The sequence below is a fragment of the Edaphobacter sp. FHG110511_03 genome (assembly GCF_059115365.1).
In genome coordinates this window covers 1-16,118 of sequence record NZ_JBZYWL010000024.1, presented here as the reverse complement: position 1 = coordinate 16,118, position 16,118 = coordinate 1, and the positions used below count along the sequence as shown (strand labels likewise).

Annotated in this window: 9 protein-coding genes and 1 pseudogene; 4 read left to right on the top strand and 6 right to left on the bottom strand. The window is 55.3% G+C overall.

Features of this window, described 5'->3' with window-relative positions; translation table 11 throughout:
- Nucleotides 1-320: 320 nt before the first annotated feature.
- From AC5S26_RS29520 to AC5S26_RS29505, 4 genes are all read right to left on the bottom strand, one after another.
- Nucleotides 321-605, bottom strand: coding sequence for an SOS response-associated peptidase family protein (locus tag AC5S26_RS29520; protein WP_494188528.1), 285 nt, complete (start codon nt 603-605; stop codon nt 321-323).
- A 276-nt stretch (nt 606-881) separates the two neighbouring features.
- Nucleotides 882-2,300 carry an efflux transporter outer membrane subunit gene (locus AC5S26_RS29515; protein ID WP_494188527.1) on the bottom strand — a complete coding sequence of 473 codons (1,419 nt, stop codon included), beginning with the start codon at nt 2,298-2,300 and terminating at the stop codon, nt 882-884.
- Nucleotides 2,297-5,515, bottom strand: coding sequence for an efflux RND transporter permease subunit (locus tag AC5S26_RS29510; RefSeq protein WP_494188526.1), 3,219 nt, complete (start codon nt 5,513-5,515; stop codon nt 2,297-2,299). The genes AC5S26_RS29515 and AC5S26_RS29510 overlap by 4 nt, the downstream gene beginning before the upstream one ends.
- 2 nt (nt 5,516-5,517) lie before the next feature.
- Nucleotides 5,518-6,618, bottom strand: coding sequence for an efflux RND transporter periplasmic adaptor subunit (locus tag AC5S26_RS29505; RefSeq protein ID WP_494188525.1), 1,101 nt, complete (start codon nt 6,616-6,618; stop codon nt 5,518-5,520).
- A 494-nt stretch (nt 6,619-7,112) separates the two neighbouring features.
- On the opposite strand from AC5S26_RS29505, the gene AC5S26_RS29500 reads away from it, so the two are divergent.
- The 4 genes from AC5S26_RS29500 to AC5S26_RS29485 all read left to right on the top strand — a co-directional run bounded on the left by AC5S26_RS29500 (nt 7,113) and on the right by AC5S26_RS29485 (nt 14,170).
- On the top strand, nt 7,113-8,129 hold the full coding sequence (locus AC5S26_RS29500; protein ID WP_494188524.1) for a PDDEXK nuclease domain-containing protein: 1,017 nt from the start codon (nt 7,113-7,115) through the stop codon (nt 8,127-8,129).
- Nucleotides 8,130-8,548: 419 nt separating this feature from the next.
- Complete coding sequence (locus AC5S26_RS29495; RefSeq protein WP_494188523.1) at nt 8,549-8,821, top strand: hypothetical protein; 273 nt, start codon at nt 8,549-8,551, stop codon at nt 8,819-8,821.
- Between the two features lie 602 nt (nt 8,822-9,423).
- Complete coding sequence (locus tag AC5S26_RS29490) at nt 9,424-9,987, top strand: hypothetical protein (protein WP_494188522.1); 564 nt, start codon at nt 9,424-9,426, stop codon at nt 9,985-9,987.
- Nucleotides 9,988-10,651: 664 nt separating this feature from the next.
- Entirely contained in the window at nt 10,652-14,170 is a 3,519-nt protein-coding gene (locus AC5S26_RS29485) for a TonB-dependent receptor (RefSeq protein ID WP_494188521.1), read from the top strand.
- A gap of 512 nt (nt 14,171-14,682) precedes the next feature.
- Here AC5S26_RS29485 and AC5S26_RS29480 read toward each other — a convergent pair.
- A complete protein-coding gene (locus AC5S26_RS29480) occupies nt 14,683-15,456 on the bottom strand; it encodes a hypothetical protein (protein WP_494188520.1) in 774 nt (257 codons plus the stop codon).
- Nucleotides 15,457-15,902: 446 nt separating this feature from the next.
- Nucleotides 15,903-16,118 (bottom strand): annotated as a pseudogene (locus AC5S26_RS29475) (hypothetical protein); the annotation flags it as partial.

Below are 16,118 nucleotides of genomic sequence, written 5' to 3'. Positions count from 1 at the left end.
TCAATGATCCTCCTCTGAAACCGCTGCTTACATCCTCCGCCTCAGCGGAGGGTACAGCGGCGGACCATCTCATTAGTCGGCCTATCGTCAGTAAGGACACTCAGACCAGTCCGCCTTCCTCGTGGCACCAGTGAGTGCAGAACACAATTTCTTCTGAGTCGCCCGTCTCCTCAGTTAATCCACACTCAGATGCACTCGCATGGCCAGGGCAGTTCTCGCACCCGCCGAAGATGTGGCAGAGGTCTTCCGTAAAGACTTCAAACTCGTCCTGCAAGGGCTCTGTCATCGCTGGGTGTGTTCCATCTCCCTCAGCCTAAAACTCACTTGCTATTCAAGAGATCAGCGGAGTTGTTGCGCACGTCGCCTACGTCTTTGTTGACCTCGAAGGCTTCCATCTCATCTGCGGGAAACGGTCTTAGAAGATCGATAGGCGGTTGGTGCGCTTCACCGCGTTCGAGCCAACGGTTGAAATCGCCTTCATGGAGGATAACCGGCATTCGGCTATGAATTGGCTGCATGATCTCGTTGGCATCAGTGGTGATGATGGTGTAGCTCTGGAGCCAACGGCCATCTGCAGGATCTTTCCATGCGTCCCTAGGAGAAATGAGATTTTGACTTCACCTGAGAGGCGCACCGTCGATACTGATTTCGGCTCGAAGGTTGTGGGATGGGGCGTATGCCTGTGCTATCGTTCTCGCTTTGAGCTATCGGAACATTGAGGCGATATTGCCCAATCGAAGTGGTCAAGTGCCCTACGAAACTGTTCGGGGAGTGTGCCACACATTTGTGATCACTTTATGGAGCACGGCTAAAGAAGTGACGAGCGCCAAACGTTAAAGTCGCCTACGTTTCAGCGCCTGTCATGACCTCTTAGAGAAAGCCTACTGCTGCCAACCTCCACCGAGTGCTTGATAAAGCTGCACGAGCGAAAGAGCCTCACTCTGTTCGGCGTTGATAAGGTTGAGCCGTGCGTTGAAGAGGTTGGTGTCTGTTGTAAGCACTTCCAAGTAACCCGTTGAACCAGCCTGATAGCGGATGTTCGCAAGTCGGGTTGCATCCTGAGCAGCCTCCACTAACTTCTGCTGCTCGGCGCGTGTGGCGTGTTGCTTGTTCACGGCGATCAGCGAGTTCGAAACATCACGGAAGGCGGTGAGGATTGTCTTCTGATACGTGAGGATCATCTCCTCCTTTTGCTGCTTGGAGAGCTCATACTGGCCACGGAGTTTTCCGCCAGCAAAGATCGGCTGTGTCAAGGTCCCGAGCCCATAGATGGTCTTGCCATCCGGGTCGAAGATGTTGGAAAAGCTATCCCCACCTAAACCGGCCGAAGCACTGATCGAAAGCTGTGGGAAAAATTGTGCTTTCGCAACGCCGACTTGCGCATTGGCAGCCGCCAGCTGTGCTTCAGCTTGCTGAATGTCAGGACGACGTTCCAGAAGTTGCGATGGAAGACCCACGGGCAGGTTTTGCGGAACCGGCGAGAGCGCGGATGGATCGATATGCGTGACCGGTCCGGGTGCGTTGCCCAGCAGAAGACTCATCGTGTTCTCCTGCTGTTGGATCTGTTGTTCAAGCTGCGGGATCTGAGCGCTTGCAGTGTAGAGGAGCTGCTCTGCCTGGCGTACATCGGAAAGTGGGGCTGAACCGCCATTCTCTAGTCTTTTCGTTAGATCGACGGAGTCCTGGCGAGCGTTGAGGGTTTGTTTTGCGACCTCAAGTTGCTGATCGAGAGCCCGGAGTGTGAAATAGGATGTCGCCACCTGACCGACAAGAGTCATTCGTACGGCTCGCTGCGCCCATGACTGCGCAAGCATCTGGTTCCGTGCGGCTTCCGTCTGTTTGCGATAGAGACCCCAGAAATCAGGCGTCCACGCCGCTGACAGATTGAAGCTGCCGAAGGACAAGGGATTGTCTCCGAGAGAGTTTCCAATTGAGCTTGGCAGATCGGCTCCAATTCCCGTGCCACCGGCGCTGATGGTAGGCAGCCCAGCGGCGCGCGCGATACGGACCTGCGACTGCGCTTCAAGCACTCGCTGGGCAGCCACACGAAGGTCAAAGTTATTCGCCAACGCTTGACGGATCAGGTCCTGAAGCTCAGGTTCGCGGAAGACTGTGCTCCATTGCTGGTCCCCTAGTGAATCTTTGGGATCACTGGAGACGGTAGCCTCATCAGGACCTCGAAAAGTCGGTGGCGCGGGGACCTGGGGACGTCTGTACTTAGGACCGACGTTGCAACCTGCCAGAGCCAGCGCTCCAGTACATATCAGAACTGCAATCGTACGTTTGATGAGGGTGTTCATGCGTTATCTCCCCTAGCCGGCTGGCCGATGCCCGCCTGCTTACCGAGTTCGACCGGATCAACATCGTGCTTGGAGTCCATCGTCGTACCCTTGCCGCCCTTGGTATAGCGATGTGAGACGTACTCGACGAAAGCGAATGTTACGGGGACGAAAAGGATGCCGAGCAGTGTTGAAAGCAACATTCCACCGACGACCACCGTGCCAAGAATTTGGCGCGACACGCCGCCTGCACCCGACGCAAACCACAGCGGCAAGCACCCAAAGATGAAGGCGAGTGCCGTCATAACAATGGGGCGAAGACGAAGTCGGGCTGCATTCAACGCGGCATCGGCAATGCTTTCTCCTTTTTCATAGTTTGTTTTGGCAAACTCGACGATCAAGATCGCGTTCTTTGCAGAAAGACCGATCAACATGATCAAACCGATCGTCGCGAATACATCATTTTCGAGTGCGCGCACGTTCAATGCAATATAGGCTCCCAGGATCGCAACCGGTGTACTGAGAAGTACGCTGAATGGCAGCGTCCAACTCTCATACTGAGCCGCCAGAATCAGGAAAACGAACAGAATCGATAGCGCGAATACGACCCAAGAAGGAAGGCTCTTTGCGGCTTTGTTTTCCTGATACGACATGCCCGAGTAATCGAAACCCATATCGGGCGGCATCGTTTGATTGAAGGTATCTTCCAGCGCTTTCATGACTTGTCCGGAACTGAATCCGGGTGCGCCAACGATGGTGATTTGCGCAGCGTTGTATTCGTTGAAGCGAAGAATAAACTCGGGCCCGTTGATCTTTTTGATATTGACCAAGGATGCTAGAGGGACTTGCCCTCCATTGGCGCTTCGTACATAGAACTGGTTGATATTTTCGATCTTACTCCGGGTTTCGGACTCTGCTTCAACGTATGTCTGCCACTGCCGGCCGAATCGGTTGAAGTAGTTTGCAAGGTATCCACCCATGAACGTCTGCATGGTCGCATAAACGTCCGAGAGTTGTACTTGCTGCTGCACAACCTTGTCTTTGTCGACCGCCGCATAAATTTGCGGCACAGCGGGCAGGTACGCAGGAACAGCAGCAGCAATTTCGTGACGGTTTCTCAAGCCACCGAGGAACGCGCCGAGATTCTTGGTCAGATACATCGGATCGTCGTTGCCGGAACGATCCTCCAGGACAAATGTAACGCCGCCCGAAGTACCGACACCTGGAATCGATGGCGGCGGGAAGCTGAAGGCAATGCCATCGGGATTCATCGCTAGTTGCTTTGCGATGTTCTGCTGGATCGCTGTGAACTGCTCCTCCTTTGATTTGCGAACGTCCCAGTCTTTCAATGAAACAAAGAAGAATGCGGTGTTCGTGCTCTGAGTCTGCGTAAGCAAGCTGAAGCCGTTAACCTGAATGACACCACGAATTCCGGGGGTCTTCAGGAGCGCGTCGGACACCTTGAGCGCAGCCTGGTCGGTACGTTGTAGAGAAGATGCATCGGGAAGTTGCAGCGCCACGAAGGCATACCCTTGGTCTTCCGTCGGAATGAAGCCCGTCGGCAGTCGCGTGCCTAAGAAGACCGATCCGACAGCTACGGCAATGAGGGCTAGCATTGAAAAGCCGGCCTTATGCAGCAGCACGCTCGACGTAGAGACGTAGTTGTCGGTCGCGCGACCGAAGAAGTTATTGAACCACTCAAAGAAACGTCCAAGCAGGCCCTTCTTCTTCTCCTTGTCTTTGGGTTTTAGCAGAAGGGACGCCAGAGCGGGGCTGAGCGTAAGTGCGTTGAATGCAGAGATCAGAACCGAGATGGCGATTGTGATCGCAAACTGCTGGTACAAGCGGCCGGTGATACCTGGGATCGCGGCTGTGGGGATAAATACCGCAGCAAGAATGAGTGCGATGGCCACTACCGGGCCGCCCACCTCCTCCATCGCCCTGATGGTAGCGTCCTGCGGGCTCATGCCCTCGTCGATGTGGTGCTCCACAGCTTCGACCACGATAATGGCGTCGTCGACGACAAGTCCGATCGCCAGAACCAGTCCGAAGAGTGACAGGGTATTGATGGAGAAACCCAACAATGGGAAGATGATGAACGTACCGATTAGGGAAACTGGCACGGCCAGCAACGGAATAAGTGTCGCGCGCCAGCCCTGCAGGAAGATGTACACAACGATGACAACAAGGACCAGCGCTTCTATCAGCGTCAGCACGATTTCATGCAGGCCTGCGGTCACAGCCTTGGTCGTATCGAGCGGGATGTCGTATTTCAATCCGGAAGGGAAGCTCTTGGAGAGCTCTGCCATTCTCTGGTTCACCAGCTTCGCTACTTGAACGGCGTTGGACCCCGGAAGCTGATAGACACCGAAGACGCCGGCAGGTGCCTTATTGTAACGCCCGTTCAGAGTGTAGAACTGCTGGCCCATCTCAATGCGGGCGACGTCGCTCATGTGAAGGACAGAGCCGTCTGAGTTGGCCCGAACTACGATCTTCCCGAACTCCTCCGGAGTGACGAGTCGGCCTTCGGTACGAACTGTGTAGGTGAATTCCTGTCCTTTCGGGGCGGGATCGCCGCCCACCTGGCCGGCCGGGTTCACGTTGTTCTGCGTCTGCATAGCCGCGATGATTTCTGCCGCTGTGACTCCGAGCTTCGCCAGTTTCCCTGGTTCCACCCATACCCGCAATGCATACTGCCCACCGAATACCTGCACACGAGCCACACCTGGAACGCGCGTAATTTCGTCCTGTAACTTGATGATGGCGTAGTTTGTAAGGAACGTCGCGTCATACTTGTCGTTGGGCGATGAGAGTGCCACGATCATTAGTGGCGAGGTCAATGACTTCTGCACCGTTATACCGCCCACTGTCGCCTGTGGGGGCAGTTGCGCCTGCGCCTGCGAGACACGAAGCTGGGTCAGGATCTGATCAGTATCGGGATTCGTTTTGACGTCGAAGTCAACGAAGATCTGCGACTGGCCGTTGTTGGCGTTCACCGAATACATGTACAGCATGTTGTCGACCCCGGTGATCTGTTGTTCCAGTGGGGTGGAAACAGCCTGCAGCAGCGTCTTCGCGTCAGCGCCGGCATAGTTAGCTTGAATCTGGATCTCTGGCGGAGCGATGTCAGGGTATTGTGCGGTCGGCAAAGTAAGCATCGAAACCACACCAATAATCGTGGTCAGGATTGCAATGACAATAGCCACGATGGGCCTGCGAATAAAGAATTTCGACATGCTTACCTCCCAGCCGCATCGTTACCCGCGTGTGTTGCTGCGGTCTGCACGGCGCGCGGCGAGATAGGTGCACCCTCCCGCAGTTTCTGCAGGTTGTCGACAATCACGTGCGAACCTGGTGCTAGACCGCCTTCAACTACCCAGTCGGTTCCAACTTGCGGACCAAGAGTCACGTTGACGACTTTGACCTTGTTGTCAGGGCCGACGATATAAGCCTGCTGCGTACCCTGTAACTCTTGGATCGCAACTTGCGGCACGAGGATGACGTGGTGCTGCACGCGGGTCTCAGCAGAAACCCGGCCGAACTGCCCTGGACGAAGAATATTGCCGGGGTTAGGGAAAGCTGCCGCAATGCGAATCGCGCCAGTTTGTGCGTTCAGCTGGCGATCGACGAACACGATATGGCCCTTATGCGGATATTTGTCGCCGTTTGACAACGCTAAAGTGAGGGGTAGGTCTGCGGCGCTGCTCAGTAGATCGCTGGTCTTTTTACCAGTCAGATTGGAGAGCGAAAGATACTCGCTATCGCTGATTGAGAAGTACACCTTGATCGGGTCCATCTGTGAGACGGAGGTCAATACAGACTGAGGGCTGACAAGATTGCCGACCTGCGTCGTCGCCTGGCCCGCAACACCGGAGATAAGAGAACGGACCTGGGTAAAGCCGAGGTTGAGTTCAGCAGTCTCCACTGCGGCTTTGGCTGTGGCGATTTGAGCCTCTGCTGCGCGGACATTCGCAGTCATTTGTGATGCTGATTGCTTATCGTTATCGAGCTGGCTCTGTGCTATGGCGCGTTGTTCTGCTAGCGGTGTATCGCGCTTAACATTGATTTCGGCGAGTCCGAGTTGCGCCTGGGCTTGGCCCAAAGCCCCCTGTGCCTGCCCTACCTGGCCTCGCGCCTGGTCAAGAGCTGCCTGGAATGGACGCGGATCGATCTGAAAGAGGACCTGTCCCTTGCTCACAACTGAGCCTTCCCGGTAGTTCTGCTTAATGAGATAGCCGCTGACCTGCGGCTGGATCTGGGCGTTTACGTAGCCATCCATCGTGCCGACCCATTCGTTCCGAAGAGGTACATCGCTTGCCTGTACGGTGACCACCGGCACAAGCCTCCATGCCTATCAGGTCAACCTCAACGTTGGCCGTAAACTGCAGAAGTTGGGAGCGGGAGCACTTCTTGCGCGTCACCACCTCGCCCCGCTCGTTCAGGCCCACCAGGTGAAACACCGTCTTTCCGAGATCAACGCCGATCGTGTGTATTTGCATGGCAACCTCCTCCGTGTACCTCTTTTACCTCAATGAAGCAGGGTAAGAGCGGCGGACTATCCCATTAGCTGTGACGGAAGAACGGCGGGGATCTCGAGCAGATCAAATTCCTGCTGGGGCACTCGTCCATCCAGACCACGGAGAGGTATCTGGGATCGGACCAGGAAATCGCCGTTGCCGTGAACGATAATTTGGGGCTTTGAAATGAGGACGGTATTGACTGGGAATGGACTGGGCCTCCGGTGTGTGTTCACAACGATACGATTATGTAGGTAGGTTTGAATGGGAGCGATTTCACGGAGTGCGAGAGGATCATGATGGACGGCCTGCTTCAATGAGTCTGAAACCCGCACAGCGCTCAGGCGAATTTACCGAAATTCTTGGGATCATTCAGGCGGGAAGATCCAAAGCGTTTGAAGCCGTAAACGTAGCCCTAATCGAAACTTATTGGTCGATTGGCGAGCAACTATCGCGGAAAGTCACAGAGGCCGGCTGGGGCAAGGGGATTGTAAAAGAACTGGCCGACTGGCTGGGCAAACAGGCGCCTGATTTGAAAGGCTATTCAGCCTCTAATCTATGGAGAATGAAGCAGTTCTACGAAACCTACGCTGAGCTGCCAAAACTCGCAACGCTGTTGCGAGAATTGTCCTGGTCCAAGCATCTCCTCCTACTCTCGTACTGCAAGTCTGAGGAGGAGAAGGAGTTTTACCTCCTTTCTGCAACTCGCGGGCGGTGGTCGCATCGCGAACTCGAACGACAGATCAAGAAGTCAGCGTTTGAACGGACGATGCTGTCCGACATAAAACTCGCAACGATGTCGCGAGTTTTGCCAGAGAATGCAGCAGGTGTTTTCAAAGACAGCTATCTTTTAGATTTTCTCGACCTTCCGGAAACTCACAGCGAAGCGGACCTCCAGGCCGGACTTCTCCTGAACCTGAGAAAGTTTCTAATGGAGCTTGGAGATGGCTTCGCTTTCGTTGGAGAAAAGGTTCGAGTTCAGGTTGGCAATCAGGATTTTGAACTGGATCTGCTCTTCTATCATCGAGACCTACAGTGCCTCGTCGCCTTTGAACTGAAAACCGGCCGCTTCGAACCGGAACACATGGGCAAGCTAGCGTTCTACCTAGAGGCCCTTGACCGTGACAGAAAACGACCACATGAGAACCCAAGCATCGGTGTTCTTCTGTGCAGAACTAAAGATGATGAAGTAGTTGAGTACGCCATGAGCAGGCATCTCTCACCTGCACTTGTAACGCGCTACGAAACGCAAATGATCCCTAAGGCTCTTCTCCAGAAGAAGCTCCATGAATGGAATCTACTGCTGCAAGATTCGAGCGCCGATGAGTCATAATGGGGGGGCGAAAAGGACCATAAAAAAGATCACTCAATCTCGCGCGCCGGATGCGTCATTGGAACTTCTATGACCATGCGTGTAGCAAAGGACCAGAAGATTGCGGGAATCCCTCTAAGATCCTTTGCAGCCTCAAACGAGTGATCGAAATTCCTTAGGGTACGATATTTGACGTTTGGTGTAGTGACCCTAGTTAGGTTCGAGTCCCGTCGTCCCTGCCAGCGTGGGTTCGCACCCCGTTGGCGCTGCCTGAAAGAGTGCTCTGACGAGTGTCTGGGTTCATTGCGAAAGCGCCGGATTGAGGCGCACCAACGCAGGTCGGAGGATTGTCTTCCTCTAAATGTCCATCTGGAGTGAATACAAGCGGGCGAATTGATTGATGTCAGCCGGTTAGTGTTCGAACCGGCTACCCTGTCTCTATGAGACAGCTGCTTTCCTTCCAACAAATCTGTTACCTTGAGCCGCGAGTGCAGGCGTTGTGTGACGAGGCCAAAGCCGTCCATGACGACCCGAGTAAAGAGTCATTCTGCGCGAACACCCTATGGCGCACGGGCGGCTTCCGGTCCCGCGTAATTGAACTGGTCGGGTGGGACGCAACCAATCCGGAGCTGCAGAGCGACAAAGCTTACGACACGGTGTATCAGACGATCTACGCGGCGCTGCCCAACTGCCGCAACTGCGGCTGCCTATAGTCGCAGATTGGACTCCTGCCCGGGGGAGCGTCGGATATGACCGCGGGATGCAAACATGGCGCCTTCGATCCGTACTACCGATGGTGGTGGCTTTAGCCTGTAGCTTTGATCGCTATTTGGCGTAATGTTTGAGCGTTATATGGCGTATCTGCTGGGCTTGACTAACAAGATGGGGGCAGGACGAACGTCCCTCAGTGAAGGCCAGATACACTGTGCCAGATAATTAGAAAAATGTGTGCCAAATAATTAGCAAGACGACACCCTAGCTTCTCCCTACTCATCGCTGCCCCCTGGGATTCCCGCTCTATCTGGTGGCGAAAATGGCGGGAAATCGGCGCTCTTCCACGCCATCAACCTTCAAACGTGCGCTAATATTGCATCTCATTGAAAACGTTGAGATAAATATAGGTTATTTGACCTACCAAAAGAGGAGACAACCGTCTCATTGACAGAACATTTCCGATGATTTGAAATCGATCACTCAGGAAGCAATCGTTTTTTTAATGAAAATTGATTTCCTTATGCGATCGACTCCCCCGCTTTTTATTCGGATTCGCTTTGGCCCCGTTCACCCTGCTCGGATAGCTCAAGCAAGGAGAAGCATGTCGACCGCCGTTTTGCGGCAGGGCCCCCGTTTTCATACTCTGCGGAAGTACAAGTCCACCTGCATGAAGCGCGGATTCACCCGCGACAGGGCCGGCCTCATCTATAAGCACCTCACCCTCGAGACCACCGAAGACGTCGGCGGCATTCTCGCCGTCGACTCCTACGGCTGCGCGGTCAACCGGCCCGAGTTCGCCGACCTCACCTCCATCCCGCAGCAAGCCTCCGTCCTCAAGCTCCAATTCCAGAGATACTGGAAGAAGCCCTCCCAGAACGAGGCGCACCTGAAGTGGATGCGCGTCTTCTACACCGACCTCTACTCCGCCCCGCCCACAAGGGATCAGCAGTACGAGGGCTGTTACATCAACTACCCGATGCCGATATGCTCTCGTATCCATTCTGGCCTCAGCTCTATTACGGAGACCAGGGACTCTATCCGTTCCTCCAGGGGGTCAAGCGCAAGTACGACCCGAACAACATCTTTCACCGTTCCATGTCGGTCCGCGCCTGACAGCGCCGGTCGAAACAGCGGTTTCGATTTGAAGAACCTGGTTTTGCCTTAGATTCAAGACTCTAATGTTCGGCCCGGAGACGTCTTTGGTTCCGCGTTTGGATGCACCGTTGTACAGACAACTACACGACCTGCCCGATCGAGCGTCCCTGATGGGGTTCCGGCAGGCTCCCGTGACAGGCCTTCTCCTGTCCGGCGTACAAGGCCGTCATCCCGGCCGATCCTGCCTAAGGGGACGTACCTCTCTAAAAGCCCTTCCCCACCGACGAAGAAGCCGCAATGCCATCCACTCCGGCCTTGCGCTCCCGATGGGCAGACCATCGCAACGAAGCTCACAGTCCGGTCTCGAATTTATCCACAGTCGGCGTCATCCGATGCCGTCGCGGCTAAAAGCAGCGCCATCCCCTGCAAGGAGGAACCCCACGGTAAAAACAGCACCGCTGGAAGGGTCAGCGAAAGCCGCCCCAGCGTAACTCATTCCCCTCTACGGTCAAAGACACAAAACAAAAGGTTGGTACACAGCGAAGTTCGGTTCTGCCGAGCTCGTGCTTCTCCCTTCGGCCCGCTCTCATGAGCGTTTTCGCGGAAGTCCCGAATGGATCTGGGCCTGTCTCCCCGGGAAGACAGGCCATGGAAAAATGCACCGCACGCTGCTTTGCCCAACCGCGCAGCCGTAGAGCAAATACTTACGAAGCACCAATTTTGAGGAGTCACCGATGCAACGAAGATCCATCACTCTCAGTATTCTGACCGCCTTCCTTCTGGTGGCCTGTTCCGCTATCTCCTGGGCACAAACAATTACCGGAAGTGTGAACGGTACAGTCACCGATTCGTCGGGCGCCATCGTCCCCAACGCCAAGGTCACCGCCAGCAATGTGGACACCGGCGTCAACACCGACACCACGACCAACGGCGACGGCATCTACAACATCCGCTTCCTGCAGATCGGCCGTTACAAGGTCACGGTCAGTGCCCCCGGCTTCGGAGACTCGACCTATGGCCCGTTCACCCTCGAGACCGGCCAGAACGCCAAGATCGACGGCCAGCTGACCATCGCCGGCCAGCAGCAGAAGGTCTCGGTCGAAGCGGAGATCGCGCCCCTGCTCAACACCGAGAACCCTACCCTCGCCACCACGCTCGATAACCGGGCGATCGAGAACGTTCCCCTCGTCAGCCGCAACCTGACCGCGATCACGATGTTTCTTCCCGGTTCGGTCAGCACCCAGCCCAACAGCTTCGTCAGCAATGCGGCCGTCTCCGGTCCGCTTAGCGGAAACAACCCCAACGGCGGCAGCAGCAACGCCTCCGTCTCCGTCAACGGCAACCGCCAGCAGGCCAACCAGTACCTGCTCGACGGTATGAACATCAACCAGACCCTCGACGACCAGATCGGCTATAACCCGAGCGTCGACGCCATCGGCCAGGTCCAGGTCATTTCCGCCAACGCCAACGCCGAGTATGGCAACGTCAACGGCGGCGACATCCTCTACCAGACCAAGAGCGGAACCAACAACTGGCACGGAAGCATGTTCTACTTCCTCGGAAATTACAACCTCGACGCCAATAGCTGGGTAAACAACTTCACCGGCGTTGCGAAGAACTCCTACACCCGCAACCTCTTCGGCGGAACCTTCGGCGGCCCCATCCTGAAGGACAAGGTCTTCTTCTTCGTCGACTATCAGGGCGGCCGCTTCCACTCCGGCGGTGAGTCCGTGGCCAGCGTCTATACCCAGAAGATGCGCAATGGCGACTTCTCCGAGCTCCTGAATCCGGCCATCATGGGCGCAGGCAAGACCGTTCAGCTCTACGACGCGACCCAGCGTGGCCTTCCCGCCTACGCCAACAACCAGATCCAAGTCACCAACCCCTCAGCACAGTACCTCTTCGCTCACCCGGAGCTCTATCCGCTTCCCAACGCCGCTCCAAACCCCGGTTCGCCGACCCAGAACAACTACCACGGTCTCCAGAAGCAGCGGAACTACGGCGACCAGTTCGATGCGAAGGTCGACTGGAAGATCGGTGAGAAGGACAACATGTTTGTCCGCTATTCACAGGATGACAGCGGCCAGACAACCCAAAGCGCTTTAATCACCAGCTTTAACAGCGCCCCCACCTTTCCCTTCCGGGGTGTGGCCATCAACGAAGTCCACCAGTTCAGCTCCTCGCTCGTCAATGAGTTCCGGGCCGGCTACACACGCATCCAGAACAACGGCGCGGTCCTCCTCGATCCCAGCGGCCAGTTCGGCCTGAACGGCAACAGCATCCTCGGCATCGGCGCCAACAACCCACAGGCACAGGCCTTTGCTGGTTTCTCCGCCCTGGGCATGCAGAACTCGAATAGCCCACAGGGATTCTCGGCCTCCAACGGATCAAGCGACTTCACCCTCATCGGCAATGCCAACCTTGGAACCAACTACACCCTCAACACCTTCCTCTACGGAGACAACCTCACGTGGTCCAAGAACCGGCACACCTTCAAGTTCGGTGCCCAGTTCCTGCGTCAACAACAGAACAACTTCTACCCCGGAAACGACGGCTCCCTCGGAGGCTTTTACTTCCTTGGCGCCGGCACATCGAATGGAGCTAGCGGCGGATACACCGGAGCCGACTTCGTCCTGAACCGCGCCGGCTTCGTCAGCAAGGGCGGCGTCTCCGGACCGGTCGGAATGCGCTCCTGGCGGGACGCTTACTTCGCTCAGGACGACTGGAAGATCTCCCCAACCCTCACCCTCAACCTCGGCGTCCGCTACGAGTACATCCAGCCCATTTACGAGGTCAACAACAAGATGTCGACCATCGATCCCAACAACCCTTCGGTCATTCTGCTCGCCGGCTCGGAGCAGGCTCGGGCCGCGGGCTACAACCGCGCCCTCGTCGATTCCTACTACGGCAGCGTGATGCCCCGTATCGGCTTCTCCTGGCAGGCGCAACCTCGCCTGGTCATCCGCGGCGGATACGGCATCCAGAACTTCATGGAAGGCACCGGAGCCAACCTCCGCATGACCACCAACCTTCCCTTCCAGGGCTCCTATCAGGCCAGCGGTGTTCAGGCCAATGCCATGACGGGAACCCCCGGTCAGTTCTTCGACGTCCAGAGTGGATTCGGAATCCCGAACCCCACCGGCGGAGCCAGCGGTGTCGTCTATAACGTCTGGAACAAGAAGATCAAGCCCGCCTTCATCGGCGAGTACAGCTTGACTGTCGAGTACCAGATCAGCAACACCGCCTCTTTCCAGATCGGCTATCTGGGCGAGTCCGGACAGCACCTCATCACCGCCAACCAGAGAAACCAGCTCCAGGGTCCGTGCGTCCTCAATGGGGTCGTTCAGGCGTTCCCGAGCGCCGGACAGCCACAACCCGCGGGGTGCCCCAAGTCCCCCTTCCAGGACACTCCCGGCGTAGGCTACACCGGAGTCATCCGCTACACCGACTCCAACGCCATGATGAACTACAACGCTCTGCAGGCGAGCTTCCGTCAGCGCCTGGCACACGGTCTGCAGTACACCGCAAACTACACCTATAGCCGCGCCATGACCAACAGCATCGGCTTCTACGGCGCCCCCAGCGTCAGCGTAGCCAGCGCCTACGCGGAGAACGTCTATAACCTCCACAACGAATACGGCCCGACCGGACAGGACGTCCGCAACGCCATCAACTTCAACCTTGTCTACGATCTTCCCCTCGGCCGCGGCCGCAGGTTCGGTGCGAACATGCCGTTCGCTCTGGACGAAGTGGTGGGCGGATGGAAGATCGGCTTGACCGGCGTCGCCTACTCCGGCTTCCCCGTCAACATCAGCACCTCAAACAATAACTCGGCTGTTAACGGCAACTCTCAGCGGGCGAATCATTATCGTCCGCTGAAGGTTGTCAATCGCTCCATCAACAACTGGTTCGGTACGGACCCATCCGCAGTTCCTTGCACAACGCCTGGCGTTGACAACGGCATCTGCGCCTACGGTCAGCCCGCGCTCGGAACCTTTGGTACTGCTCCTCCCGACTCCGAACGTGCGCCGAGCTTCCAGACGTATGGAGCTTCGGTCACCAAGGACTTCACCATCTGGCACGAGCACCAGATCAACTTCCGCGCGGATGCCGACAACTTGTTCAACAGCGCGTTTCTCGGCAATCCGCAGAACAACATCCTCGACAAGCAATTCGGCAACATCATCAATCAGAGCAATCCGATCCGGTCCAACCCGCGTCAGATGCAGCTCTCCGTCAAGTACCACTTCTAACCACTACTTATTAACAGAAAAGGCCCGGACTCTAAAGAGTCCGGGCCTTTTTATGTTAAGTGGTGCGCTCGTGGCGTGTTGGAGAGTTCCGCCGTCGCTGGGATCGTCAAGGGCATCGTCAATTAAGGGTGTTAGCTTTGATATTTATTTGTCGTAGGTTTTTGTCGATGTTTGTCGTATAGCTCACGAAACCCCCGTAGAAGACAGATAGCTCCGGAACTGATTGTTTATGCGTCATTTAGGGCGCAGGCAGCTTACATGCGGATCGCTTTCCTACGACAAATAATTCTGAAAACAACAAGATTGTCCACCCCAGTGTTGTTCGCTTCTTCGAAGGAGTAAGACGTAAAGGTAGCACCTTTCTGTACGAGAAAACGACCTGAGAATCCTTCCCGAGATAGCTGAGCGAGGCAGGGTCACACATCACCATTCACTCACAAACTTTCTTGTAGCCACTGCTCGCCTCATAGTGATTATGCGGGTGTAGGGTGAATCGGATAATCGCTTGGCCTCTATAGGCTACCTTTGTTGGTCACAAGCCACACTCTAAGTACTTCCAACTTTTCGAGAGCAAAAGGGAACGAGGCCAAAAGTAAGCGCACAGAATTAGCGGAAACGGATGCGTTCATCGGATGTACAGCTTCGTTGCGCTGTACTCTCACTGATTCGTAAATAGACATCAAGTGAGTTGTCGAACCTTCGGTGACCAAATACGGTATTTTCTTCGTCTTCTCGGCATCGCTAAGCGCGTCCCGAACATATTCGAAGAGACGTAGAAGAGAGCGTTTATCGAGCAACCCTCGTAAAGTCGCTTTATCCTTCTGTTGGGCAAAGGCGTCGAGTAACGCGTCTGCAAGCATGTAAAGAGCCTTCTCAGAAGCTGCCCCCAGCATGACGGCTGCTGCGAAATTCGCCTGTCGCTCAAACGCGGTCACTGCTTCGACGGCATACTGTTCAATTACGGAATCAAGCTGTGGCACGCGGGCGCGAAGAAATTTTAGATAGCTCTCTGCTTCCTCTGGAGCTGGATCGCCACCGTTGATCCACAACAAGCCCCGATCGGTCCACCTGTAGGTTAGGGAGCCCGGTGGATTGATGTAGTCCTCTGTTGGCTTCTCAACTGCATAGCCGCTCCTGACAATGTGAAAGAACGCTTCGACAGCTAAAGCTCTGAGCTCATAGGGTGCCTGGGAGTATTGAAAAACGCCATAGATCGCTTGATGAGGTGGATTCCTAACGATGTTCGGCACCCGAGCTTTTTCAAGCTCCGTAAAGAGACGTTGCATGAAGACTCCATAACCTAGATCACCTGCTGAGTCTCGGTATGAGGTCCTCACAAAGGTGAGCAGTCCCGACACTGTGAAGGCGACTTGCGTCATTTCTGGTTCTCCAGGCATCCAGGATTGGTGCTATAAAAGGGCATATCACGGTGTCGCATTGTTGCTGAAAATGCGTTGCTTTAGATTAGGATTTTGCTTTGAGTAACACATAATGCCCAAAGTAATAGAGCCTAAAGCGACACCTAAGTCCTCAAAATATTCTAAGAGAAAACAGTAAACGGACCAGAACGGCCCGTCTACCATCTAGCGACGACGATTACTCGTCGTCGGCTCCGTCCGAAGGATCATCGGCGGCCTCAACTTTCGAGAGCCGCTTCATGCTGATGGTGTAGCTTGGCAAATTATCTGGCGTAGATTTTTGCAAGTTATTTGGCGCGTGGAGGGCTCAGAGGTCATCCTTGACCAATTACCAAACTGTCTCGCGCTGCCTCGACGACCTCAGTCGAGATAGTGCGAAGTTGGTTTACGTCGAGCACTCGTTCGATCTGGGTGAGGATTCGGGTCAGGAGGCGAAAGTTGCCACCAGTCATTCTAATCAGCTTTGCGATGACCTCGGGTGTTGTCTTGCTAATTAAGTGGCGAACTTCTGTGCTAATTATTTGGCACAG

What these genes read in the sequence shown, in the direction of transcription:
- AC5S26_RS29485 (WP_494188521.1), top strand. Translation starts at nt 10,652, where the DNA reads ATGCAACGAAGATCCATCACTCTCAGTATTCTGACCGCCTTCCTTCTG.
- AC5S26_RS29515 (WP_494188527.1), bottom strand. Translation starts at nt 2,300, where the DNA reads ATGAACACCCTCATCAAACGTACGATTGCAGTTCTGATATGTACTGGA.
- AC5S26_RS29500 (WP_494188524.1), top strand. Translation starts at nt 7,113, where the DNA reads ATGAGTCTGAAACCCGCACAGCGCTCAGGCGAATTTACCGAAATTCTT.
- AC5S26_RS29495 (WP_494188523.1), top strand. Translation starts at nt 8,549, where the DNA reads ATGAGACAGCTGCTTTCCTTCCAACAAATCTGTTACCTTGAGCCGCGA.
- AC5S26_RS29510 (WP_494188526.1), bottom strand. Translation starts at nt 5,515, where the DNA reads ATGTCGAAATTCTTTATTCGCAGGCCCATCGTGGCTATTGTCATTGCA.
- AC5S26_RS29480 (WP_494188520.1), bottom strand. Translation starts at nt 15,456, where the DNA reads ATGCAACGTCTCTTTACGGAGCTTGAAAAAGCTCGGGTGCCGAACATC.
- AC5S26_RS29490 (WP_494188522.1), top strand. Translation starts at nt 9,424, where the DNA reads ATGTCGACCGCCGTTTTGCGGCAGGGCCCCCGTTTTCATACTCTGCGG.